20 protein-coding genes are annotated in these 22932 nt (G+C 69.3%); 9 read left to right on the forward strand and 11 right to left on the reverse strand.

Annotated elements, in window-relative coordinates:
- Positions 1–2: 2 nt before the first annotated feature.
- From POL72_RS22965 to POL72_RS22990, 6 genes are all read right to left on the reverse strand, one after another.
- Entirely contained in the window at positions 3–1001 is a 999-nt protein-coding gene (locus POL72_RS22965; RefSeq protein WP_272097651.1) for an AraC family transcriptional regulator, read from the reverse strand.
- 157 nt (positions 1002–1158) lie between these two features.
- Positions 1159–2550 (reverse strand): DUF1552 domain-containing protein, encoded by a 1392-nt coding sequence (locus POL72_RS22970; RefSeq protein WP_272097652.1) that lies wholly within the window; start codon positions 2548–2550, stop codon positions 1159–1161.
- Positions 2547–4292 carry a DUF1592 domain-containing protein gene (locus tag POL72_RS22975; RefSeq protein ID WP_272097653.1) on the reverse strand — a complete coding sequence of 582 codons (1746 nt, stop codon included), beginning with the start codon at positions 4290–4292 and terminating at the stop codon, positions 2547–2549. The genes POL72_RS22970 and POL72_RS22975 overlap by 4 nt, the downstream gene beginning before the upstream one ends.
- Positions 4293–4453: 161 nt before the next feature.
- Complete coding sequence (locus POL72_RS22980; RefSeq protein WP_272097654.1) at positions 4454–5161, reverse strand: hypothetical protein; 708 nt, start codon at positions 5159–5161, stop codon at positions 4454–4456.
- Positions 5158–5910 carry a tetratricopeptide repeat protein gene (locus POL72_RS22985; protein ID WP_272097655.1) on the reverse strand — a complete coding sequence of 251 codons (753 nt, stop codon included), beginning with the start codon at positions 5908–5910 and terminating at the stop codon, positions 5158–5160. The genes POL72_RS22980 and POL72_RS22985 overlap by 4 nt, the downstream gene beginning before the upstream one ends.
- Positions 5910–6455, reverse strand: a complete 546-nt coding sequence (locus POL72_RS22990) for an RNA polymerase sigma factor (RefSeq protein ID WP_272097656.1) — start codon at positions 6453–6455, stop codon at positions 5910–5912. The genes POL72_RS22985 and POL72_RS22990 overlap by 1 nt, the downstream gene beginning before the upstream one ends.
- Before the next feature lie 209 nt (positions 6456–6664).
- On the opposite strand from POL72_RS22990, the gene POL72_RS22995 reads away from it, so the two are divergent.
- Positions 6665–7642 carry a hypothetical protein gene (locus POL72_RS22995; protein ID WP_272097657.1) on the forward strand — a complete coding sequence of 326 codons (978 nt, stop codon included), beginning with the start codon at positions 6665–6667 and terminating at the stop codon, positions 7640–7642.
- Between the two features lie 65 nt (positions 7643–7707).
- Positions 7708–9072 (forward strand): aspartyl protease family protein, encoded by a 1365-nt coding sequence (locus POL72_RS23000; RefSeq protein ID WP_272097658.1) that lies wholly within the window; start codon positions 7708–7710, stop codon positions 9070–9072.
- 53 nt (positions 9073–9125) lie between these two features.
- On the opposite strand, the gene POL72_RS23005 is transcribed toward POL72_RS23000, so the two are convergent.
- The 4 genes from POL72_RS23005 to POL72_RS23020 form a co-directional block, all read right to left on the reverse strand.
- Positions 9126–10904, reverse strand: coding sequence for a hypothetical protein (locus POL72_RS23005; RefSeq protein WP_272097659.1), 1779 nt, complete (start codon positions 10902–10904; stop codon positions 9126–9128).
- 10 nt (positions 10905–10914) lie between these two features.
- On the reverse strand, positions 10915–11331 hold the full coding sequence (locus tag POL72_RS23010; protein ID WP_272097660.1) for a PAAR domain-containing protein: 417 nt from the start codon (positions 11329–11331) through the stop codon (positions 10915–10917).
- Positions 11332–11357: 26 nt separating this feature from the next.
- Positions 11358–12536: a hypothetical protein gene (locus tag POL72_RS23015; protein ID WP_272097661.1), complete on the reverse strand. Its 1179-nt coding sequence runs from the start codon at positions 12534–12536 to the stop codon at positions 11358–11360.
- A gap of 213 nt (positions 12537–12749) precedes the next feature.
- The gene (locus POL72_RS23020; RefSeq protein WP_272097662.1) at positions 12750–14597 is read right to left on the reverse strand and encodes a type VI secretion system Vgr family protein; all 1848 of its coding nucleotides are present in this window, start codon (positions 14595–14597) and stop codon (positions 12750–12752) included.
- Positions 14598–15127: 530 nt separating this feature from the next.
- On the opposite strand from POL72_RS23020, the gene POL72_RS23025 reads away from it, so the two are divergent.
- The 5 genes from POL72_RS23025 to POL72_RS23040 all read left to right on the forward strand — a co-directional run bounded on the left by POL72_RS23025 (position 15128) and on the right by POL72_RS23040 (position 20636).
- Positions 15128–15430 (forward strand): hypothetical protein, encoded by a 303-nt coding sequence (locus POL72_RS23025; RefSeq protein ID WP_272097663.1) that lies wholly within the window; start codon positions 15128–15130, stop codon positions 15428–15430.
- A gap of 1107 nt (positions 15431–16537) precedes the next feature.
- Positions 16538–16957: a DUF5372 family protein gene (locus POL72_RS51825; protein WP_373372238.1), complete on the forward strand. Its 420-nt coding sequence runs from the start codon at positions 16538–16540 to the stop codon at positions 16955–16957.
- Positions 16954–19077 carry a recombinase family protein gene (locus POL72_RS23030; RefSeq protein ID WP_272095864.1) on the forward strand — a complete coding sequence of 708 codons (2124 nt, stop codon included), beginning with the start codon at positions 16954–16956 and terminating at the stop codon, positions 19075–19077. Before POL72_RS51825 ends, POL72_RS23030 begins: the two co-directional genes overlap by 4 nt.
- A 12-nt stretch (positions 19078–19089) precedes the next feature.
- A complete protein-coding gene (gene ltrA, locus POL72_RS23035) occupies positions 19090–20082 on the forward strand; it encodes a group II intron reverse transcriptase/maturase (protein ID WP_272097955.1) in 993 nt (330 codons plus the stop codon).
- Between the two features lie 122 nt (positions 20083–20204).
- A complete protein-coding gene (locus POL72_RS23040; protein WP_272097664.1) occupies positions 20205–20636 on the forward strand; it encodes a DUF6968 family protein in 432 nt (143 codons plus the stop codon).
- Between the two features lie 102 nt (positions 20637–20738).
- Here POL72_RS23040 and POL72_RS23045 read toward each other — a convergent pair whose 3' ends face one another.
- A complete protein-coding gene (locus tag POL72_RS23045; protein ID WP_272097665.1) occupies positions 20739–21002 on the reverse strand; it encodes a hypothetical protein in 264 nt (87 codons plus the stop codon).
- A 180-nt stretch (positions 21003–21182) separates the two neighbouring features.
- On the opposite strand from POL72_RS23045, the gene POL72_RS23050 reads away from it, so the two are divergent.
- Positions 21183–21623, forward strand: coding sequence for a hypothetical protein (locus POL72_RS23050; RefSeq protein WP_272097666.1), 441 nt, complete (start codon positions 21183–21185; stop codon positions 21621–21623).
- A 61-nt stretch (positions 21624–21684) separates the two neighbouring features.
- A complete protein-coding gene (locus POL72_RS23055) occupies positions 21685–22827 on the forward strand; it encodes a D-alanine--D-alanine ligase family protein (RefSeq protein WP_272097667.1) in 1143 nt (380 codons plus the stop codon).
- The last annotated feature ends 105 nt before the right edge of the window (positions 22828–22932 follow it).

Below are 22932 nucleotides of genomic sequence, written 5' to 3' on the forward strand. Positions count from 1 at the left end.
GCTCACCGGCGGCGCAGCGCGCGGGACACCGAGCGCGTGCTCGCATAGCCGAGCCCGGCGGCGAGCGCGCGTCTCGTGGGGCTCGACGAGGCCAGGTAGCGGTTCGCCAGCTCGGTTCGCGCTTCCATCAAGAGGGCGCGGTGCGACGTGCCCTGCTCTCGCAGCAGCCGCTGGAGCGTCCGCGAGCTCACGCCGAGGTGCTCGGCGACCCGATCGATGTTCGGGTTGCCCTGGTCGATGCAGAGCTGGAGGGCCTGCCGGACCTCGGCGACGAAGCTCGACGGAGCGCCGGCGGGGGCGGCCGGCGCCCCGCCGACCTTGCCGAGCGCCTGAAGCCGCGCCGCCGCGCAGTCCTCGAGGATCTCACAGAGGCGCGGCTCGGCGGAATGGAAGGGCAGCTCCAGGAGATCCCGATCGAAGACCAGCTCGTCGCAAGGGGCATCGAACTCGACCCGAGCGTCGAAGACGCGCTCGTACTCGCTTGCGACGCGCTCGCGGCGGTGCCGGAAGCGCACCGCCAGCGGGCGGATGTGCTCGCCCGAGAACGCCCGCGTCCGGAGCACCATCAAACTGACGATGAGATCCGCGACGGCGGGCACGCCGTCCGGCGAGACGTGGCGGAAATGCGCGCGGCGACCGGTCACCTCGAGGCTCAGGACGCCCCCATTGGCGACCAGCGGAGCGAAGCGGATGACGCGCTCCAGCGCTGTGCCAAAGCTGCTGCTGCTGCGTGTCAGGTAGTCCAGGAGATCGAGCGAGCCGACCTCGAGCCCCTCCGCGGCGTGCAGCCCGAGCAGCGGATTGCCGCTCATCTTCTCGGCGGAGGACCATATCTGCCGCGCCACGCTCAGGGAGATCGGCAATCCGCGCTGGCGGAGCGCCTCCGGCGGGAGCGCGGCGTCGCGCAGGACCGCGTCGATCGGCAGCCCGAGCTTGGGCGCTGCGGAGAGGAGGAGCAGGACGAAATCAGAGAACGCAGACTGAGCCGGCGCATGGACCACGGTTCCTCACAAGCCAAATGTGTCGGAGCGTAGTGGCCGAAGCCGCCCGGGGCAACCCGGATCCTGGCGCTGGGCGCCTACGTGCCAGGCGCCGCTCGCGGCGTGCGCGGCGTGCGCGGCGTGCGCGGCGCCCGGGGATGCGAGGCGAAAAGGGGGCTCAGGCCAGGAGGCCCGGCAGCGGCCCGGTGCAGACGCCGGGAATGCCGAAGGTGGTCACGTCGTCGAGGCCCATGGCGTTGCACACCGACACGAGCAGGTTGTTGTGTGGCAGGTCGGCGTATTTCATGTAACGGCCCATCTTGAAGTAGCCGCCCGCCCCGCCCGCGAGCACCCAGGGGATGTCCTTGTACGTGTGCGTGTTGCCGACGCCCAGCTCGTTGCCCCAGAGCAGCAGGGTGTTGTCCAGCACCGAGCTGCCGTCCACCTCCTTGGCGAGCGCCAGCTGATCGAGAATGTATTTCACCTGCTCGCTGTGCCAGACGTTGATCTTCACGAGCTTCTCGTTCGCGACCGCGTCGTTGTCGCCGGCGTGGGAGAGCTCGTGGTGCTCCTCGTTCACGCCGATCCAGGGATAGTACTGCCAGCTATCGGCGTTGGCCCACATGAACGTGGAGACGCGGGTCATGCCGCAGATGTGCGCGAGCAGCATCAGATCGGTCTGCAGCCGGCCGACCTTCGGATAGTTCTCCATCGCTCGCGTGTCGAACTTCTCCGGCATCGCGAGCGGCGTGCACGACACCGCCGAGCTCTGCAGCCGCTGCTCGATGTTGCGGATACCGCCGAGGTGCGCCTCGAGCCGCGCCTTGTCCTCGGAGCTGACGCGCGCCTTCAGGCGTCCGATATCGTCCTTCAGGAAGTCCAGAACGCTCTGGCGCTCGGCGATCAGCCGCTGCAGCTCCGTCTCGGAGAGATCGGCGTTGGCGAAGATGCGCGCGTACATCTGGAATGGATCGTCGACCGCCGTGTTTGGCTGGTTCGGACCGCGGTACGAGATGACGCGGAGCGGCTCCTGCCCTTCGATGCGCACGCCGAACTCGAGCGACGGGAACTGGCTGCTCTCGCCGATGCGATTGGCGATGTGCTGGTCGACGGAGATGCGATCCGCCCAGCCGGCAGGGCCGCCCGCGCCCGTGAAGCTGCCGGCGAGCAGCGAGCCGCCCGTGAGCATCGCGCCGGGGCCCTTCATGTGCGGGCCGCCGGGCTTGTTCTCGCTCGGGACGCCGAGCTCGTCCTCGACCGTCGAGTTCATGTGCACGCCCTTGAGCACCAGCATCCTCTGCTTGTGCTCCTCGAGCGGCGCCAGGATCGGGCCGAGCGAGAGCGGCGCCTCGTGCGCGTCTCCCGATGGGAAGAACGCCGACGGCACCGTGCCGTTCGCCGAGAAGATGCCGATGAAGCGTTTGGCGCCCGGCTGCTTGGCGTCCTGTCCAAACACCGTGGCGCTCCGCCAGACGGGGCTCGTGAGCGCGACGGTCAGGGCGCCGAGCCCGCCCAGCAGCTTGCGGCGGCTGATCTGGGTGCGGAGATCGATCGGGCCTCTTCGGTTCATGGCATCTCCTTCGTGTGCGCGTCGATCGGGCGGCGGTAAAGGAAGGCGTCCGTCCCCACGACCGCGCGGGGAAGCGCGTTCAGGTCCTGGCCGGCAGCCTTGAAGGTCTCGAGCAAGCTCTCCATCGAGCAACCATCCATGTCCTGTTCGAAGCGGGCGATCGCGAAGCGGAACCACTGGCGCGCCACGCACTCCTCCACCTCGGCGCTGCCCGCGAGCTTTGCGCCGAGCTCCGTCACACCCTCGAAATCGCCGTTGATGTCGCGGGTGGCGATGACCTTGCCGCTCGCGTCGACCGGCTCGCCGCCGTCGAGCTCGCGGTAGCGGCCGAGCGCGTCGTAGTGCTCGAAGCCGAAGCCGATCGGATCGAGCAGCTGGTGGCAGCCGACGCAGCTCGGGTCCGCCTCGTGCTGCGACAGCCGCTCTCGGGTCGAGCTGTTCGGGTCGACCTCGGGCGGCTTGGGAATGTTCGCCGGCGGGGCCGGCAGCTGCTGGCAGAGCAGCGCCTCGCGCACGAACTTCCCTCGGTAGATGGGCGAGCTCTCTGCGGGCTTCGCCTGGATGGCGAGCAGGGCCGGGAGCGTCAGGATGCCCGAGGCGGTGCCGTCCGTGCGCTTCAGGGCCTGGAAGGAGTCGTCGCCGGTGACGCCGTAGTACCCGCCGAGATCCTTGTTGTAGAAGACCGTCGTCGACGTGAGGAGCGCGCTCAGCTTGCCTCCCTCGTCGTCGAGCACGTGGTCGAAGAAGGCGTCGGCCTGCCCGCGCAGCGACTCGCGGAACGACCGTGATTGCCACTCGGGGAAGGCGTCCGCGTCCTTCACCACGCTGTTCAGGCCGTTCATGTGCGTCCAGCTGCCGAGGAAGCGATGGACCAGCTTCTGGCCGCGCTCGTCCTCGAGCATCCAGCCGAGCTGCGCGGCGACGCCCTCCTTCGTGGTCAGGCTGCCGTCTTCGATGGCCTCGTTCAGCCGGGCGTCCGGCAGGGTGCCCCACAGCATGTACGAGAGGCGGGCGGCCACCTCGTACGGAGAGAGCTTCACGGCGCGATCGCTCACCTTCTCCGAGGTGCCGATCTCGACGCGGTACAGGAAGCGCGGCGATTGCAGCATGCCGCGGAGCAGGAGCTCGATCCCGTGCTCGTAGCTCGTCTCCGCGCCCACGTCGAAGAGCTGCAGGTGTCGCTCGATGTCCGCCGCGTCCGTGATCGGCGCGCGGTAGGCGCGGGCGCCGAAGCCCACGACCAGCTGGCGCGCGCATTCGCTCGGCTCGGCTCCGGCCTCGCAAGGCGCGATCTCGTCGAGCGCCGTCGGATTGCCGACGACCACCGCGGCGATGGCGTCTGCCGCGGCCTGGAAATGCTCGAGCTCGACCTGCGTCACGTCCGGCTGCAAGAGGCCGAACGCCGACGCCTCGATGGCTGGGCCGAGCGCCGCATCGAGGCCGGGCACGTCGCCGACGAGGTCGCGCACTGTGTTCAGGTACTGCTCCCGCGAGAGCAGCCGCATCGGCGAAGGCCCAGGATCGACGGTGCTCGTATCGCACCTCAATGGCTCGCCGGGACCCGCCGACCCCGAGCCCGAACCTCCGCTGCTCGAGCTGCCGCTCGTGCCGTTTGTGCCCTCCGCGGGCGATTGGCCGTCATCGCTGCCCAGGTTGCCGATGCACGCCGACAGCGCGAGCGCCACGGCGAGCAGGCCCACGCTTCCGTGGGACTTGAATTGTTCAATCGATGATGTAGTCATTCAGGACTCCGCTCGGGGCAGCTGGCTACTCAGCCTCGGTGGGAGACCCGCTCGGGCGCGATCACCTTTTTCGTCGTCGAAGCGTGGAGACGCGTCGATTGGTACGAAGAGGTGGGTCTACGGTCACCGGGCTCCGACCCGATGGCGGGAGCGCCGCCGGCTCACGGTCCTTCGATGCTGCAGCACACCGCGCAATCGTAGGCTTCGAGCAGTTCGCGCCCGGCGCACGGGACGTCGCCGCACGCGGTTCCCTTCAAGGCGCCGCAGCTCGGGAGGCATTTCCCGCCGACCTCGATCGAATGCGGCGGATCGCAGGGCGTGTCGTTGCCCGGAGGCTCGTCGCCGTCCGGCGTGAAGTACAGCCGATCCAGCTGGACGCCCTCGACGGCGTTCGCGAGGACGAGCTCGTGAGCTCCGGCCGAGAGGGGGAAGCGGAGCGGCTCGCCATAGCTCGTGTTGTCGTGGAGATCGTCCCAGAACCAGATGTCGCCGACGCTGATGCGCCAGAGGTACCAGGGGCCGCTGTCCACCTGGAACCAGAAGCGGTTGTTGATGGCGCCCGGAGCGTGGATCCGCCCCCAGATCAGGTACTCTGCCCCGCTCGGCGCCTCGAAGCGGTAGCGCGCTCGCGCGAGCCCCGGCGCGTCGTCCGAGGGCACCCCGGCCGGGGGGGCGATGAAGCGGCCCTCGGAAGCGCGGCTGTCTTCACCCACGGTGAAGCCGCCGCTCAGCTCTCCGAGCTCCGCCTCGAGATAAGAAGATCCGGACACGACAGGAGCCCAGGCCCCGACCGACGTGATCTCCGCATCACACCCGGAGGCCGCAAGGCAGCCGAACGCCATGATGAGAGCGGCCGACCAGCGCTTCACGGCTGATCCAGGAGCCGCCTTAGCTTCGCGCTGTGGGGGCTCTTGGGATACTGCTTGACGAACGCCTGAGCGCGCCGCTTCGCCTCCTGCGTGTTGCCGCGCGCGGCCAGCACGTCGATGGCCAGCACCTCGCGCTCCTGCCGGAGCACGCCGTTCGGGAACTGCGCGCGCAGGCGCTCGAGGAGCGCCGTGGCTCCCGCCACGTCTCCGGAGCGCAGCTTGGCGCGCGCTTCCGTGAGCAGCGCGCTCTCCGCGCGCAGAAGATCGGTCTCCGTCGGCTTCGGTCCGCTCGGCCTCCGGGTCGACTCTCCCGCGGTGGGACCGTTGAGCGGCGGCTCCGGAAGTGCCTTGGGCTCCTCCAGACGCAGAGGCGCCACAGGGGCCTGCGGCACCTCCGCGGGCGCGTGCTCCGGGGCCGCCGCGCGGGGCGGCGCAGGCGCCTCGTCCGGGGAGGAGAGGGCCCAGTACCCCACGCCGAGCACCAGGCCGCCGCCCACGAGCACCGCCGCTGCCTTGACCGAGAGCGCCGAGGGCAGCAGCGAACCGACTCCAGCCTTCGTGGCAGCGGCGGCGCTGGCGCCGGCCGTGGCCCCGACGGCCGTCCCCGCCGCCAGCTGGCCCGCGATGCCGCGCCATGCGCGCTCCTTCGCGCCCTCGGGCGGACCCACGTGGCGCACGCTCCCCAGGAGCTCCCGCTCGAGCGAGTCCGCTCCGCTCTTGACGCTCAGCAGCCGTTCGGGATCCCCCATCACACGGCCTCCTTTCGGCTCGTGTCCTGTGCCAGCGCGAGGCGCTTGACCTCGCGCGAGAAGGTCTCGCGCGCCAGACGAAGGCGCGAGCGCACGGTGCCCACGGAAATGCCCAGCAGATCCGCGATCTCCTGGCCCGACTTCTCCTCGAGCTCGAACAGGACGAACACGAGGCGCTGCGGCTCCGGCAGCTTGTTCAAGATGGCCTCCGCCGCCTGCGCGCGCTGCCGCGACTCCGCGCTCAGCGCGAGCTCCTCGGACGCGCCGCCGTAGAGGTCCATCTCCGCGGCGTCCGTCGTGACCTCGCGCCGGAACCGCGCGGAGCGCCGGTAGTCGCTCGCAACACGCTGACAGATGGCGAAGAGCCATGTCGTGACGAGCGAGCGACCCTCGAACTCGGGGAGCTTGAAGTGCGCGGTCAAGAACACCTTCTGCGCCAGGTCGAGCACGTCCGCCTCGCGCACCCCGAGGCGCCTGAGCGAGCACCAGACGAAGTTGAAGTGCGCGTCGTAGAGGGCTCGAAACTCGGGGTCCGGTGTGCTCATGCCGTAACGTCCCGGTGACCTGTCAGCGAACGAGACGAGCATACGCCGCAAGATCGAGCGCGGAATTGTGCAGGGACGATACCACTCGGTCCCCTAGTGGGGCTGCCGGCCCGAGACGATCACAAAAAAATGCGCGTGCTCCGCGCGGCGGTTACCCTCGCGTCGTCCCGATGCGGAGGCGTCGCGCTTTTCCCGTGGTTCTTGGCGCGATGCTGGCGGCTTCGGGGACCGCCACGGCGCAGACCGAGCCGTTCCTGAGCGTGACGCGCGGCGCTGGCGCCGAGAGCTGCCCGGACGCGGCGCGCCTCATCGAGCGCGTCGAGCAGCTGCGCGGTCGGCCGGAGACGGGTGCGAGCGGCTCCTACGTCGTCGAGTTCACCCGGGAGGCCGACGGCTTCCGCGCGTCCATCCGCAGCGGGAGCGGCGCGCGCGAGCTGCGCGATCGCAGCCGCAGCTGCGCCGGGCTCGAGCAGGCGACGGCGGTGACGCTCGCGCTGCTGCTCGACTCCGACGGGCAGGCGTCGTCCCCGCAGGGGCCTGGGGTCGTGGCGCGCGACGCGCCGCCGCCTGCGCCTCCAGCGCCTTCGCCCAGCGCCTCGGCGGAGCGGCCGCTTGTCGCGCGGCCCGCGCCAGCGGGCGCCGGCGGCGGCGAGCGCGAGGCGCCGACGTCCGAACGTGGCGCCACGCGGCTCACGCTGGCGGCGGGCGCTGCCGGCCTGTTCGGCGTGGTGCGTCCCTTCGCGCCCGCGCTCTCCACGGAGCTCGGCATCGGCGGTGCGCGATTTCGAGCGGCGATCGGCGCGCTCTGGCTCGTCCCGCAGACGCTGGAGCTCGGGCCGGGCGAGCTCCGCGAGACGATGTTCGGCGGCGTCGTGCGCGCTTGCTTCGCGGCCGCGGGCGTTGGGGTGCTGCGCTTCGACGTGTGCTCCGGCGTTCACGCTGGCCGGCTGAAGGCGGCGGCGAGCGGCTTCACGCGGAACGACGCCGTCGAGAAGACGTGGCTGGCGATACCGTTCGAGCTGTCGCTGGCGAGCCTGGCAGGTCCGCTCGGCTTCGACGTCGGCGCCGCCGCGCTGGTGCCTCTCCGGCGCAATGATTTCTCGGTGGATGGCGTCGGGGTCGCGTACAGGTCGCCGCCGGTCGGCGCGCTGGTGTCGCTCCGCGGCGTCGGCAGCTGGGTGCTGTAGGCGTCTATGCATCATGGCGGTTCGCTTCCCCGTCCGACTTCCCTCAGCGCTGCTAGCCTATGAGGGTGACGTATCGCACTCGTATCGAGGAAGGCCCGCGCTGCCGCTTTCATGCTCTCGCCCCCTCGACGGAGGAGTGCGCGCGCTGCGGCGCTCCCGTCTGCCACGTGTGCGTCTCCTTCTCCGCTTCTCACGGGGTCGCCTGCCCTGGCTGCGAGCGTGCGATCCGGCGCGGTCGCGCGCTCAGGAGCGCGGGCGTCGCGGCGGTCTTGCTCGCGGCGGTGGGCGGCGTCGCGGCGGCGTACATCCACGCTGCCGCGGCCGTGCGGATGCCGCCGGAGGGCCTCGCCGCGACCGAGCGCGCGCTGGAGGCGAACCCCTGTGAGGAGGACCTGATGCTCACGCTGGCCGAGCTCCTCCGTCGCGCCAATCGCGATCGCGAGGTGATCGAGCGCAGCGAGGCGTTCCTCGCGGCGTGCGGCCACGAGCCCAGGGTGCTCTGGAAGATCCGCGCCGCCCACAACCGCCGCGGAGAGTACTCCGGGGCGGAGCGCGCGGCGACGCGGCTGCTCGAGCAGAACCCGGCCGACGGGGACGCCTTTTGCGGGCGCGCCGAGTCGCGGGAACGCCAGGGGAAGCTCGAGGAGGCGGCCGCCGACTACGAGCAATGCATCGCGCTCCGCCCGCACCAGCGGGGGGCGCCCATCCACCTGGCGCGCGTCTATCAGGATCTCCGCCGCCCGTGCGACAGCATCGCGCCGCTCGTCCAGCGCCTCCATTACAATGCCGATCAAGGGACGCGGCTCGCGGAGTGGTCTGGCTTCACCGTGACGGAGGTGGCGAGCCAGCTCGCCACCTCGGCCGAATGCCAGCATCTCGCCGTCACCGGACAGGCGCTCTTGCCGCTCGGGGAGGACCGCCTGGCTCGAGGCGAAGCAGCGATCGACGGCAAGGAAAAGGGCGTCTTCGTCGTCGATACGATGGTGAGCCACGTGCTTGTACAGAGGGCGTTCGCGGACCGGATCGGCCTTTCCGCCGGGCCGCGTGTGCTGTGGGTGTGGACGCCGAGCGGCCTTCAGGAGGCGAAGCTCGCCGTCGCCGGCCGGCTGGAGGTGGAAGGCGCCTCCGCCCCGAGCGTGAAGCTCGCGATCGTGGAGGACCTCCCCGGCGTGGCGGGCGTGCTGGGGCTGTCGTTCCTGCTCCGGTTCCGCGTGCAGCTGACCGAGAAGGGAACCACGCTCTCGCCGCCGCCGACCGGCGCGGCGCCGTCGACCGAGGAGACGGCGCTCGCTGCGGCAGCGGGCGATGAAAACGAGGCGGCAGCAGCGGATGACGGCGGGGCGGCGGCAGCGGACCACGACGCGGCGGCGGCGAAGGCAGGCGACGAGGAGGTGGCGGAGGCCCATGAGGGGCTCGCGCCGGCGCGCTGAGCGGCTCCGTGTCGCGGAGCAGCGGGCGAGCCCGATGGCGAGATCGATGTGGATTACCCCGCAGGCCTACCGCGCTTCGCGAAGTGCGCATGGCACTGGCGGAACATCTCCTGCCATCGTGCGTACTCCGTCGGTCGCTCGCGGAGCCGCTCCTTCCAGGCTGTATCGACAGCTGACCGCTTCTCGGCGGAGCTCAGCCCGTATCGCCGGAAGATCTCCTCGGCCGCGTCAGGGAACAAGGCCAGCTCGGCGCAGAGCGCGGCGTACTGGGCGAGCGGCAGGACGATGTCGATCGGCTCGGCGAGGGGCGCTGGACCGCTCGTGCCAGCATTGCTCGACGGCGCGGGAGACGGCGGCGTCGTGGAGATCTGGGAGGTGGCTCCGGTCACCGCAGCTTGCGCGCTCGCGGTTTGCCTCAACAGCTCACGGGGGATCTCGAGGCTCAGGGACGTCTCTCCGAGCTGAGCCGGAGCCTGTGGAGCCCGTTTCGATGAGGCCGGCGCTCCGGCAGGCCTCGCCGGAGCCGTCGCGGCAAAGGGAATGGCCTGGGCTCGCGGGAGCGCCTGCACCGGTGACGTCTCCGCGACCTCCCGGGGCGCCCGTGGCCGCTGCGGCTGGGCTGTCGGCGCGGGTGGCCGAGGAGCCGCCGATGCCCCGGGCGCGAACGGCAGAGCTGGGCCGCGGGGGACGTCCACGAGCGGCCCTGTCTCCGCGACCACAGGTGGCGGGGGCTTCACCGCCGCCGACACGGTGGACCGCGGGAATGGCAGCGCCGCCCCCCGTGGAACGTCGGGCAGCGGCGCCGTGCCGGTGAGCGACTCCGCGGCGCGCGGAGGCTTTGGTTCGGCCCTCACGATCGCGATCTCGCCTTGCGCGGGCATGAAGGGCACCACCGCGGCTCGGGGCACGTCCAGCAGGGGTCCGGTGCCCTGCAGCGCCTTCGGGGGCGCCGCGGCTCCGGAAGACGGCGCGGGCGGCGCAGACGAGACGGCGAGCGGCGCGATCGAGCCCTCGACGTCAGCGACGTCCTGCGCCCGGGCGAGGAGCATCTCCAGCCGGTGCGCGTGGTGCGCCTCCAGCCGCTCGAAGTCCTTCGCCAGCACCGGATCGCGCCCCAGCACCGCCCGCCAGCCCCGATGAAGCGCGGCGAGCGCCGCCTCGTCCCCCAAGCCGTGGCGCCGCAACACCCCTTCGCGCTGCTCGGGCAGCGCCGCGAGCTCCGCGCACAGCGCCGCGTACTCGGCCAGGCCCAGACCGGGCCCGCTGGGCATCACCGCCGCGGCGGGATCGTTTGTGGGCGCGTTCGCCGCTCTCCGTGCGTCGGCCATCCTCGACGGCCTCAGCACACGGGAGCCGACCCGGAGCGGTCCAAGCTTCCCGGGTTTTGCACGAAGCTCCGCAATGAGCTCGCCGAGCTTCGCGTCCTCCTCGGCGCGCCGCGCCCAGCAGCGGCGGAGCCGGGAGACGTCGTTCATGCCCAGGTCGTTCCCGTGCAGCAGCTCGAGCGGTTCCGGATGCGCCTCGAAGGCAGCGAGGAAGCTCGCCCAGGCGGTCGCGTCCTCCGCGAGCGGCTCGACCGATCGCTCCAGCCAGTCCTCCGCCTGCGCCAGCTCCAGCTCGTACGCCGCGAGCAGCTCCGGCTCGCCGACCAGCCGCTGTTTCCAGGCGAGATCGGCCCGCGCGAACGCACGCGGCGTCAGCCCCTCGACTGCGAGCACGTCCGCGAGCGGGAACCCCTCGGTCACCGCGGCCGTAACCGCCGCATACCGCGCCAGCGAGACCCCTCCGCTGGCTTCCTGCGCTCCCGATGCGGGCTTCGTGGCTGCCGCCATCCCCTGGCCCCTAATCGCCGACCAGCACGGTGCCGGACGCGAGCACCCTTCCGTTCGGCGCGTCGGCCGGGTCGTTGCAGGTCAGCGCCGGATCGCCGAGGTGCGCGGCCGGCTTGTTGTTGATGAGCACCGTCTTGCTGCCCGCCTGGATCCGAGCCTGGTTCGACGGAGGACGCTGAAAGGCACCTCCAGTGGGCAGGTGCGCGGGCGCATTCGCTGCGGTGCTCCCCTGGACCGCGGCCGGCTTGCCCTCGACGAGGACGTCCGCGCTCAGCTCGCCGGACAGATCCCCGCTGAACGGCATCGGCGTCGGCGTCGGCACAGGCCCGCCGGGCGAGGGCACCATCACCAGGTGCGTGTCGACGCCGATGACCTTGTCGCCTTGCTTCGCGGCGGGTTTGCCTGGCTTCGGGGGCGGAGATCGCATCGTTCCTCCGTGCGCTCGCGTGGCGGCTACCGTTGCGTCGTGTTTGCGCCAGGCGCGGCTTCGGCCAAGCGGTGAGAGTGGAAGAGAGCGACCCGGAGATCCTTCCCATGCTGCCCGTGGAAGGCAACGACCCAGATGTCCGAGAGCGACCGCGCCGCGACGCTCGCCGGGATGTACGCGGCCTTCACCGCCGCATCGACGGGCATCGGTATCCGCACCCAGGCGCCGCCTCGCGGGAGGGCCCACACCTCCTGCACCTGGCGCGCCTTGGAATCGCCTGGCGGCGTGCCGACGATCACCAGCGTGCCATCCTCGCCGCGGTCGGCATCCAGGATGATCTCGACCGGCGGGGCAGGCATCTCCGCCACGGAGGTTCCGTCGAAGCGGAGGAGCAGAGGTAGCCATGAGATATCCCCAGGAGGAGGGCCGTACCGCGGCACCTCGCCGAGCACGTGATTGCCGACGACGTAAACGTCGGTCGGTGTGTTTCCGAGCAGATGGCTGTAGTACAGCTCGAACTTCCGTTTTTTACGCAGGATCTCGGGCGGTAATGGGAGGACCACCTCCGTCCGGTTCGGCGATCCCGGTCGGGACAGGGCGAGGCGGGCCGGGACCGGCTCGCCCTCCTTCATCTCTGCGTGCACCTCGAGCACCAGCATGTCTCCCGAGGACCATCCCCGCGCGGCGGCAACCCCGTACTCCTCTTGCTCCGTCGCCTTGAACGAGAGACGTGGCGATGTCTGCCCCTTGCAATCCAGCACCTTTTGGTATGCGACCCCAGCATTCTGGGCGCGCTCATCGTCCGCGAGCAAACCAACCAGGCATCCTCTGCCTTGATCCCACAGGCCTTGATACACATGGTTGATGTATTCGTTGTGTGGCGCCTCATCGATCTGCTCCCAGCGGTCGCCGCGAAGCCGGAATGCACGATCGTAGTACATGTCATAAGGACGACTCCATCTATCGACGGCGCGCCAGGTCAACCATACTGCATCGGGCCAACGTCCGAGGATCGTTCTCACGGTCCCTCCCGGATCTGAGCTTGTCGGAGGCAATCCTCCACCGATCTCTTCCGTCGTGCCAAGACGGTCATTCTGGACCAACGTGAAGGAAGTACCCTTGCTCTCCAGCAGGATCTGCCCGCCCTCCAGGGGCCAGAGATTGGCCGTGCGCGCGGGCAGATCCGCGACCTTGTAAAACGACATGTCTGGCCGCCGGGCGGATGCCTCCGCTGCATCCGAGGCACCTGGCGCGATGCCGCCGCCGGGCGTAGGGGCACGTGGAGCAGTCCCGCCGGAGCCGCAGGAGATCTGGGTGCCAACCAGCATTGCAGCACCCAGCAGAACGACTAGCATGAGCCTGAATGAGCGCATGAGCTTGACTCCCTTCCCCCGGATCCTGACGCAGTACAATATCATTCAACGATATCCGAGTGCCTCACGGAGCTTGGAAGTGTCGATGAAACCCCGGAGCGGATCCTTCTTCTTGTCGGTCCTGCGCCTGTTCTGGGCAACCCCCTGCCACCTTCCTCGGAGATTGAGCTTCGCGACCTCTTCCTGGCTGAGCGTCGCTATCGACTCGTTCCAGCCAGGCTCGTCGGTGTCATCCTCTTTGCCGTCGAAGGACTTGCCATCCAGCGTCACGAACCCGTAATGCGGATGCTTTTTCTGAGTGTCAGACGGAGCGTAGAACGGCTCAGATTCACAGGACGCGACGATGGAGATATGACCTCCGGCCTCGCGGTTGGCCATGAAGATATCTCCCGGCTTCGGCGCGTACCCGTCCCCGGGGGGATGCCAGATAAGGAGCCCGGTGGGCGTCCCTTTTGCGTTTTGGTTCATCTTGAACTCATCCAGCGAGAGCCCCTTTGCATAGGCCTCGACCATGGATAGGTTCTGTCCGGATTTCCACTCGCCGTTGAGGGCCTCTCGGTTGACAAATTTGCCGAGCTCTGCGCGCGTGATCCTGTCCTCTGCGCTGCCACGCAAAACCCAGGCCTTCCAGAATACCCAGCTCACGAAGTCGCCGCACCAGCTCTTCTCGTTGCGCTGTCCATCGAGGTCCCAGTGAAACTGCACCTTCACGCGCGCATGCTCGTCGGTGTGCACCTCGTGCCCTGCCGGCCCGGTGACCACCGCGGTCTCGAGGACCTGCCTCGGCTTGCGCGCCGGCGCACGCGGCCGGAGCAGCGCCGTTGCTGGGACGCACTCGAAGCGGTTGCGGTAGGTGCGCTCCGCGGGGCGCCCGGACAGCTCGGGGGTGTGCCCCTCGTGCACGACGCGGGTCACGGCGTAGGCTCCCTCGATCCCGGGAGAGGCCTCGGCGCTGAGCTCGAAGCGGCGTCCAGGAGCGAGCGCGCGGACCCAGCTCTCGCCGCTGCCCTCGACCGATCGGCGCTGGGTTTGCTCCAGGAAAACCCGCGCGCGGTCTGGCGTGACCTCCGGAGTGTCGTAGTCGGCGTGGTGCTGGTACACGTCCAGCGCAGGCGGCCCGCTCGCCACGTTCCCGGCCCGCTCCCTCAGGACCAGGTTCGGCCGGCGGAAATCGTAGTCCCGGAGATGCACGGAGCTGGGCTTGAGCGATCGCTGCACGCCGAAGGCGACGATCTCGAGCCCTGTGGATGTCAGCCCCTCCTCGGGACGCAGGACGAGGACGCCCGGCCCGTTGTCGAACGCCGCGGGGTAGTGCGCCGGGTCGTCGAGGAAGATCACCGGCGCGCGGGCCACGCTGCCTGGAACGCCGGCCGGCGCGTCCGCGAAGCACAAGACGATGCCTTCCTCGGCAGCGAGCCGCCGCACGAACGCGAGGTCGCTCTCGCGGTACTGCACGCAGTAGCTCCGGACCGCGTACGTCCGCGAGAGGCGGAGCTCGACAGGGAGGGAGGCGGCGGCGAGGACGTGCTGGAGGATCTGCGGCACGGTCTCGTCCTGGAAGATGCGGCTCGTGGTTCGGCGCCTGAGCAGCGCGAGCGGGGGGACGAGGCGGAGGTGCCAGGTAGGACCGGTTCGCGGGGTGAACGTGGCGTCTGCGCGCACCTGGTCGACGAGCGCCTCAATGCGGCGTTCGGCGCCGCGGCCGTCGCGCAGGATGAATAAGGCGAGGCGGCCAAGCAGCTCGGCGTCGCGACCCTCGAGCTCGGGGGCGGCCTGCACCACGAGCTGGAACGAGAACAGCTCGGAGAGCGCCTCACGCCCGCGGAACGAGACGACGCGCAGGTCCGAAGGCGTGAACGGCCCGGCGTGGAGCTCGATGGAGTCGCTGATCACTGGCGCAATCTATCAGACATCGCGGCGCTGCCAGCGTCGCGTTCGTGGCGCGCGGCACCCCGGATCTAGCGGCGTCGGAGGCGTCTACCAGGTCGAGCCGTGAGAGGTCGTCAGCGGCTGGACCCATTCCGCTCATCCAGCGCGCTTGCGAACGTATCCGGCCACACGAGCCGGACCCCGCGGGCTTCACACATCTCGCCCCACCTCGGATCCTGCGGATTCCGCTCTGCAACGAGGACAGGTTCAATTGTCCTCCCTCCGGTGGGCGGAGCACGCCACAGAAGAGGACTGGTTCACCCCCGCGTGCGCGGGGACGACCCCATCGCCTCGAGCGCCTCGACGGTGCTGTCCGGTTCACCCCCGCGTGCGCGGGGACGACCTCGGTTCTTGGCGATCATCGACTGGCCAGGGCCGCGATCGAGCGGTCCTTGGCGACCATCGAGCGGTCCTTGGGTGACAATGGACCGGTCATCGCAGCCATCGACCGGCCATGGCGAACGTCGACCGGTGATGGCAACCATCGACCGGTGATGGCGACCCTCGCGCGCTCGGTGGAGTCGCTGGCTCGGGTCGTGCCGGCGTCCAGAATCCACGAGCACACCCTGCTCGCGACCCAGCGAGAGCGCCGCGCGCTCGCGGAGATCGTGCTCTTCCGCGAGTCGCTCTATGCCGCCTACCGCATCGCCAAGGCGCACGCGCAGACCGACCGGAAGGTCATGGACGTGCTGGCGCCGGTCGTCGACTTCATGCGGAAGAACGTCGCCGCCGCGGCCGCCGCGAGAAGGACCCGCACGCCGGCCCCGGCCGGGCTGCCGAGCTCCGGAGACGCGTAGCCTCGACGAGGGCAGGGGAGCGCGCTGACACGGCCCCAGGAAAGGCCGCGAGCGTGCAGGCTCTACGGGTCTCGGCAGCATGGCCTGTCTGGCTCGTGGAGTGCACGGTCGAATTCTCGTAGTAGCCTCATCGCATGGTGCGTCGTGACGAGATCGAGCCTGGACCCCGACCGCGGGGCGAGGGAGCGGTCTCACGCTGCACGTCTCCAGCGGGTGAGAGTCCCGTCCGGGTAAGCGCCGGAGCGCCCGGTAGCAGGCCCCAGGTTGGCGGGGGAGACCCCGCGGCCCGAGCGGGGCGTCGAAAGCCTCCACGGAGGGAGCAAGAACGCGGGCCGCAACATGAAGTGAAGCCTGCCGCCTCGACAGAGAAACAACGAGGGAGCCGAGCCGCGCATGCCACGGCGAAGGCCACGTCCGTCGCGCCGCAGTCCGGAGCAGAACGCGCGACGGGTCCCTCCGGGGTACAGGGCGCAGCACGCGTTCAAGGAGAGGTGCGGAACACGGGAGACCCGTCTGCGTTGCCGTCGTCGCGGCAAGGTGGCTCGTATAAGCCGAAGGTGAAGTCGAGCGCCGCGCAGCGGGAGTCCGAGGGGGCCGTAGTACCGTCGAGGGCCGCGACGAACAACGCGGTCGGAGGGAGAGGCCCCTGCGGTGGTCGCGTCGGTCGAGGAGGTAAGCGCGAGGGCATGGCCGGCAGGACCGGTCCCAACCACCCCCGCGGGCGCGAGCCCGTGGACCAAGTGCGACAACTCCAACGCCGGCTGTGGGTCGCGGCCAAGCGGCATCCGGGGCGCCGGTTCCACGCGTTGTATGACCGCATCGCGAGGTGTGACGTCCTCGCGGAAGCGTGGAAGCGGGTGAAGCGGAACCGCGGTGCGGCGGGCGTCGATGCTCAGACGCTCGCCGACATCGAGCAGCACGGCGTGGAGCGCTTCCTTGAAGAGCTCCGCGTCGCGTTGCGCGCAGGCTCGTACCGGCCAGCAGCGGTGCTGCGCCGGTACATCCCGAAGGCTGACGGAAAGAAGCGGCCGCTAGGCATCCCGACACCATCGACAAACTGCGCCACGTGCAGCACCCCCTTCGGACTACGTCACCGTCACGCTGCCCATCCACCCTCTGAAGGGACAGCGGCTTCCTGTGGTCTCGTCCGTGCGAGGCCAGGATGGGCGGCGGTACGTCGACGCCGAGCATCCGCAGGGCTGGACGATCCGGCTTCCCATCGAGTGGACCGATCGAGCTGGTCCAGGGGTGACCCCGCGGTGGCACGGCCGCGAAGTCCGTCTGGATGCTCGCGGTTTGCTTGAGCTCGCTCGCGCCGTGAGGACCGCCCTGGACCTCCACCGAGAGGAGCCCAATACACAGACAGTGGCATCCGCCAAAGCGAGCCAACCCGCCCATGCATCGGCCGAAGACCCCTCCGTGGTCGACGCTCCCCGCAACAATGCAGCGAGATCTGCTGGGCGCGTGGGCCACGCTCGTCCTCAAGATCCTCCGCGTCGAGCCCACACCCGTCGAGGCCGGCCATGAGCGACAAGATCCAGCCGCAGCATCTGGAGCGTCGTGCGATCGTCTACATGCGCCAGTCCACGCTCCGCCAAGTCTACGAGCATCCTGAGTCTACGTCCCGGCAATACGCGCTGCAACAGCGTGCGATCGCGCTTGGCTGGCCTGCCGACCGTATCGACGTGATCGACGAGGACGTTGGTCAGAGCGCCACAAGCGCCCAGTGGCGCACCGGCTTCCAGCGGCTGGCCGATGATGTAGCGCACGGACGCATCGGCGCCATTTTCGCGCTGGAAGTCTCACGGCTCGCCCGCTGCTCTGCGGACTGGTACCGGCTGCTCGACTTGTGCGGTTTCGCCGATGTGATTCTCGCTGATGAGCACAGCGTCTACACTCCACGCGATTCCAACGATCGGCTGCTCCTTGGACTTAAGGGTACGATGAGCGAGGCAGAGCAAATGTGGATGCGCTTGCGACTGCACGGCGGAAAGCTCAGCAAGGCGCGTCGCGGAGAGCTCTTTCTTCACGCTGCAACCGGCTATGAATGGGATGAAGCTGCGTGCCGCTTCCGATTCGATCCGGACGAGCACATCCAGCGTGCTGTCCGCCTCGTCTTCGAACGCTTCCGCCTCGATGGGAGCGCCTACGCTGTGATGCGGTACTTCGCCGACCGTGGACTCAAGATGCCGGCGCGCAGCATCGCGACACGCGAGCTAAGCTGGGTGCCTCCGCGGCATAGTACGATCCTTCGCATGCTTCATAATCCGACGTACGCCGGTGCGTACGTCTTTGGTCGACATGAGGAACGCATCGCCCTTGTTGACGGTCAACTGCGTCGCCGCCGCGTGACCCGTCTGACGCAAGAGGCATGGAAGACATGCATTCGCGATCGCCATCCGGCCTACATTCCATGGGAGGAATTCATGGCCAACCAACGAAAGCTGCATAACAACCGGACCCATCAAACATCGCCGGATCAGCACGGGGCCGCTCGTGAAGGACCGGCCTTGCTCCAAGGCCTCGCGTTGTGTGGCAAGTGTGGTCACCGCATGGCCACGAATTATCAAGGCACGCTGCGACGCGCACACTATGAATGCCGAGCCCCGATCACATATGCCGGCGGTCGGCATGTGTGCTGGACCGTTTCGGCGCGGGCCATCGATGAGGCGGTCGCGAGGCTCTTTCTGGAGGCGGCCCATCCGCCTGATATCGAAATTGGTCTGGCTGTCGTCCGCGAAGCAGAGCGACAGTCAAGCGAGGTGAACCGCCAGTGGAAGCTGCGACTGGAGCGGGCGCGGTATGAGGCGCGGCTGGCGGAGCGTCGGTATAAGGCAGTCGACCCGGACAATCGCGTCGTCGCGCGCACGCTTGAACGCGATTGGAATGAAAAGCTTCGCGAGGTCGAGGCGTTGGAACGAGAGCACCAGGAGATCTGCCGACGCGAAAAGGTCAATATCACCGACGAGGACCGTCTCCGCATCTTGTCGCTTACCAGAGACCTCACTCAGGTCTGGAACGCGCCATCCACCACGCACGCCGAGCGGAAGAATCTTCTCCGCATGCTCGTCCAGCAAGTGACCTTGAGCCCCATCGAGGTTCCTGCGCGCATGACCCGCGTGCAACTGCTCTGGAAGACGGGCGTGGTCAGCGACTTCACCGTTCCGCGACGCAGCAAGGACATGGCTGTGGCAACGCCTCCCGAAGCGATCGAGCTTATCCAAGAGCTTGTCTTTGCTCAGAAGCCCGACTGGGTGATCGCCGATGAGCTCAACCGTCGCGGCCTGCGCACGGGACGCAGCGCGCGGTGGAGCGCGATGTCTGTCCGCTGGATCCGCTGGCGCCGCGGCCTGCGGCGCCCGGGCCTCCCGCCCCCCTCCGTACGTCGGCCGGACCAGCGCGCCGACGGCCTGTATTCCATCCACGGCGTCGCTGCGCGCTTTCAGGTCACCGAGCACGTCGTGCGCTACTGGGTCGCAAAAGGCTGGCTGAAAAGCGTCGAGGGGGGCGGCCTCGGTCGCACTTTGTGGTTCAAGCTCGACCGGGCAACGATCAAACGTCTGAACGAGGCCAAGGCCTGCGGCTACGGCCCGCGACCGCGAAGACATTCCCAAACCCGCGTGCAGGAGAAGAAGCAGTATGCGTAGGGCATCCCGACGATCCGGGACCGGGTGGTGCAGATGGCGGCGAAGCTTGTGCTGGAGCCGATCTTCGAGGCGGACTTTCGTCCGAACTCGTACGGCTTCCGGCCTCGTCGCAGCGCGACAGAGGCGCTGGAGACCCTCCGCAAGCTGGGAGCTCGCGGAGGCAACCACGTCCTGGACGCGGACATCCGCGACTACTTCGGCAGCATCGACCACGACAAGCTGATGAAGCTGGTCGAGCGACGCGTCTCGGATCGGCGGGTACTCAAGCTGCTGCGGCAGTGGCTCCGGTGCGGGGTGATGGACGAGGGGCGCGAAGTAGCGACGCTCTCTGGGACACCGCAGGGCGGCGTGATCTCGCCGCTCTTGTCGAACATCTTCCTGCACGTGCTCGATGCGGCGTGGGAGCGCCACGGTGCCCACCTGGGCACGCTGGTGCGCTACGCGGACGACTTCGTGATCGTGTGCAGCACGAGGTCGGCGTGCGAGCAGGCCGAGAAGCGCGTGCGCGAGGTGCTCGCGCGGCTCGGTCTGGAGCTCCACCCGGACAAGACGAGGCGGGTGGATCTCTCCTGGGGCAAGGAGGGCTTCGACTTCCTCGGCTGCCACCTGCGCAAGCGCATGAGCGGGCCGATCTGGGAGCAGTCACGCCGGCGCGTGTACTTTCTCCAGCGCTGGCCTTCTCAGCGCAGTATGAGGCGGGTGCGGCAGCGCGTGAAGGAGCTGACCGGTCGAGCCAGGAACGGCGTGAAGGACGTGCGGGTGCTGATCCGCGACCTGAACCCGGTGCTGCGCGGCTGGGGCAACTACTTCCGCACCGGGAATGCGGCGGACAAGTTCAACCAGATCGACAGCTACGTGTGGCGGCGGCTCTGTGGCTTCCTCGTGAAGCGCAAGGGGCGCAACCTGCGGGCGGGCGAGACCGAGGGTTGGACGCGCGACTTCTTCGTCGAAGGCCACGGGCTGTACCGCCTGCGCGGGACCATCCAGTACCCGGAGGCTGCGTAATGCAGCGGCCCGAGAGACCACCGGTAAGCCGTGTGCGGGAAATCCGCATGCACGGTTTGAAAGGGGGTCTTGCCCTTCATCGCCCGGCTTCACAGCCGGGCAGGAGAAAGTAGGATCTACCAATGGATCAGAAGGATTCGCCGATCGCGGAGCGTCGCTACAGCGTGGAAGGTCAGCCTGGGCGAGAAATCATCTTGAAGATTGGGCGGCCATTCGAGGTGAGCCCTCCTGGGGTGGACTGGGCGTGTCCCGTCGTCTTCGAGGGCCTGGACGACGGATGCAGCAAGTGCGTGTACGGGATCGACGGTGTGCAGGCGATCCAGCTCGCGATGCAGTACGCGCGCAATCAGCTGGAGGCCTCCGGGCTGCAGCTCCTGTGGATGAACGAGGAGCCGGGCGATCTGGGGCTCCCGCGCCCGATCGAGAGCACGCTCGGCGTATGGTTTCAGCGCGAGCTCGAGCAGATGGTGGAGAGTGAGCAACGCAGGATGCACGAGATCGTGCTCAAGCTCGGCGAGGTGCGCGAGCGGCGCCGGAAATCGACCGGAGCCTAGCTTCGGCGCGGTGCCCGTTCCGTCCCGTGGGCGGGGCCGATCGACCGCTGTGCGATCCTTTCCTCGTCGGCTCCTCCTCCGTCGAGAAGGCTGCGCGCCCCATCACATCGTTTCGACCGACTTGAGCATCTCCGGGATGAAGTGGAGTCTCGGCCGGAGCAGCCTGTCGCGGCGCCCGGGCTGTCGGACCTGGAGCATGGCGCCGGTCGCCGAGCTGTTCGAGGCATCCAGCAGATCGTCGGTGAACGTATAACTGTAATTCTCTTGCTTGGTCGGTGTCTTGTCCTCCGCAGCGGCCTCGGGGATCGAGACGCCGAGAAACAGCAGCGCGGCTGTGGCTGAAATAAGCGATCGCGGTTTCATCATGTCTCCTCGCCTTTATCGGACACGAGCGAGGTCCGCAGATTGGGACCCTTCTTGCCGAGCTCGACGCCGCGTCGCGGAACTGGCCGGGGCGGCTGCGGCGAGAGCGCGCTGAGCTCCCTGCTCGGGGCGCCCGCTCCTGGGGCACGCGCCATCCATGGGGACGATGCGCCTCTGCGTTCCGTGCCGACAGGCGCGCTCGATGTCGTCGCGGAGGGCTTCCTGGACGGACCCCACGATCTGGTGACAACGCAGGTGACATCGCTCTCCTTCCGCGTAGAATCGGGCCCGATGCTCACCTGCAGTCGAAGGAGCACGACGGGCGGCCTCATCGTTGCGGTCGTCGCGGCGCTCGCTGTGGTCGTCCCCGCCGGAGCGGCCGGGGCGAGCGAGGAGACGCCGGCGAAGGTGGCGAACGGCATCGCCGTCGGCGTCCAGCTGGAGGCGCTCTCGGACGTGAAGGTCGCGCGCGCCGAGGTCGCCCGGGGATCCAGGGTGAGCGTGGCCAGGCTGATCGAGCGGCAGGGCCAGCTCACCGCCGTCGACGTCGAGCTCGCCGACGGCCACATCGCGCGCGTGGCGATGGCGACGGTCCGCAAGTCGTTCCGCGTCCTCTCCGAGTAGCCGTCTTCCTCGATCCGCCGGCTTCTTCGCCCTCGTGCGCGATCGCGGCTAGGGTGCCGCCATGCGGAACCCCGCGAAGGTGCGCGTCGCCGTCCTGTTCGGCGGCCGCTCGGCCGAGCACGAGATCTCCCTCCTGTCCGCCCGCTTCGTCGTCGAGGCGCTCGACCGCGACCGCTTCGAGCCGGTGCTCATCGGCATCGACAAGTCCGGCCGCTGGCTGCTCCAGGAAGAGGCGCTGCTCCTCAGCGCGGCGCGCGACCCCCGCCTCGCCCGGCTGAACGAGGCGATGCCGGAGATCGCCCTCGACGCCCACCCTGGGCCCGCCGGCGAGGCCATGCTGACCGTGCCGGGCGGCTCGCGCTCCCCGATCGACGTGGTCTTCCCCGTCCTGCACGGGCCCACGGGCGAGGACGGCTGCGTCCAGGGCCTCCTCGAGCTCGCCGGGGTCCCGTACGTCGGCTCCGGCGTGCTCGGCTCCGCCGTGGGGATGGACAAGGACGTGATGAAGCGCCTGCTCCGCGAGGCGGAGATCCCCATCGTGCCCCACGTCACGCTCCGCCGGGCCGCGTGGGACCGCGATCGCGGCGCGTGCATCGAGCAGATCGCCGCCCTCTCCGCCCCCGGCAGCGCCGGCTTCGGGCCGATCTTCGTCAAGCCCGCGAACCTCGGGTCGTCCGTCGGCGTCCGGCGCGTCAAGGCGCGCTCCGAGATCGAGGCGGCCGTCGAGCACGCCTTCGAGTTCGACCTGAAGATCGTCTGCGAGCAGGGCATCGAGGGCGTGCGTGAAATCGAGTGCTCCGTGCTCGGCGACGACGACCCCATCGCCTCCGTGCCCGGCGAGATCGTGGTCGGGCACGCCGACGGCTTCTACTCCTACGCCGCGAAGTACATCGACGCCGACGGCGCCACGATCCGGATCCCGGCCGACCTCTCCCCGGCCGAGGCGAACGCCGTGCAGCTGGTCGCGCTCCGCGCGTTCCGCGCGCTGGAGGCGTCGGGGATGGCCCGCGTCGACCTCTTCCTCTCGCCCGATCGCGCGCTCTACGTGAACGAGATCAACACCATCCCCGGCTTCACGGCGATCTCGATGTACCCGAAGCTCTGGGAGGCGAGCGGCATCCCCGCGCGCGAGCTGATCGAGCGCCTCATCGCGCTCGCGCTCGAGCGCGGCGCGCGGAAGGCCCGCCTCAGGACGAGCGCCTAGCGCCTAGCGCCGCGCGGAAGGCCCGCCTCGGAACGAGCGCCTGGCGCCGCGCGGCGCGCGGAAGGCCCGCCTCAGGACGAGCGCCTAGCGCCGCGGCGCGCGTCC

The organism is Sorangium aterium (genome assembly GCF_028368935.1).
GTDB classification, from domain to species: Bacteria; Myxococcota_A; Polyangia; order Polyangiales; family Polyangiaceae; genus Sorangium; species Sorangium atrum.

What these genes read in the sequence shown, in the direction of transcription:
- POL72_RS22975 (WP_272097653.1), bottom strand. Translation starts at nt 4,292, where the DNA reads ATGACTACATCATCGATTGAACAATTCAAGTCCCACGGAAGCGTGGGC.
- POL72_RS23010 (WP_272097660.1), bottom strand. Translation starts at nt 11,331, where the DNA reads ATGCGATCTCCGCCCCCGAAGCCAGGCAAACCCGCCGCGAAGCAAGGC.
- POL72_RS22985 (WP_272097655.1), bottom strand. Translation starts at nt 5,910, where the DNA reads ATGGGGGATCCCGAACGGCTGCTGAGCGTCAAGAGCGGAGCGGACTCG.
- POL72_RS23015 (WP_272097661.1), bottom strand. Translation starts at nt 12,536, where the DNA reads ATGTCGTTTTACAAGGTCGCGGATCTGCCCGCGCGCACGGCCAATCTC.
- POL72_RS23025 (WP_272097663.1), top strand. Translation starts at nt 15,128, where the DNA reads ATGGCGACCCTCGCGCGCTCGGTGGAGTCGCTGGCTCGGGTCGTGCCG.
- POL72_RS23005 (WP_272097659.1), bottom strand. Translation starts at nt 10,904, where the DNA reads ATGGCGGCAGCCACGAAGCCCGCATCGGGAGCGCAGGAAGCCAGCGGA.
- POL72_RS23055 (WP_272097667.1), top strand. Translation starts at nt 21,685, where the DNA reads ATGCGGAACCCCGCGAAGGTGCGCGTCGCCGTCCTGTTCGGCGGCCGC.
- POL72_RS23030 (WP_272095864.1), top strand. Translation starts at nt 16,954, where the DNA reads ATGAGCGACAAGATCCAGCCGCAGCATCTGGAGCGTCGTGCGATCGTC.
- POL72_RS22990 (WP_272097656.1), bottom strand. Translation starts at nt 6,455, where the DNA reads ATGAGCACACCGGACCCCGAGTTTCGAGCCCTCTACGACGCGCACTTC.
- POL72_RS23045 (WP_272097665.1), bottom strand. Translation starts at nt 21,002, where the DNA reads ATGATGAAACCGCGATCGCTTATTTCAGCCACAGCCGCGCTGCTGTTT.
- POL72_RS22970 (WP_272097652.1), bottom strand. Translation starts at nt 2,550, where the DNA reads ATGAACCGAAGAGGCCCGATCGATCTCCGCACCCAGATCAGCCGCCGC.
- POL72_RS22995 (WP_272097657.1), top strand. Translation starts at nt 6,665, where the DNA reads ATGCTGGCGGCTTCGGGGACCGCCACGGCGCAGACCGAGCCGTTCCTG.
- POL72_RS23040 (WP_272097664.1), top strand. Translation starts at nt 20,205, where the DNA reads ATGGATCAGAAGGATTCGCCGATCGCGGAGCGTCGCTACAGCGTGGAA.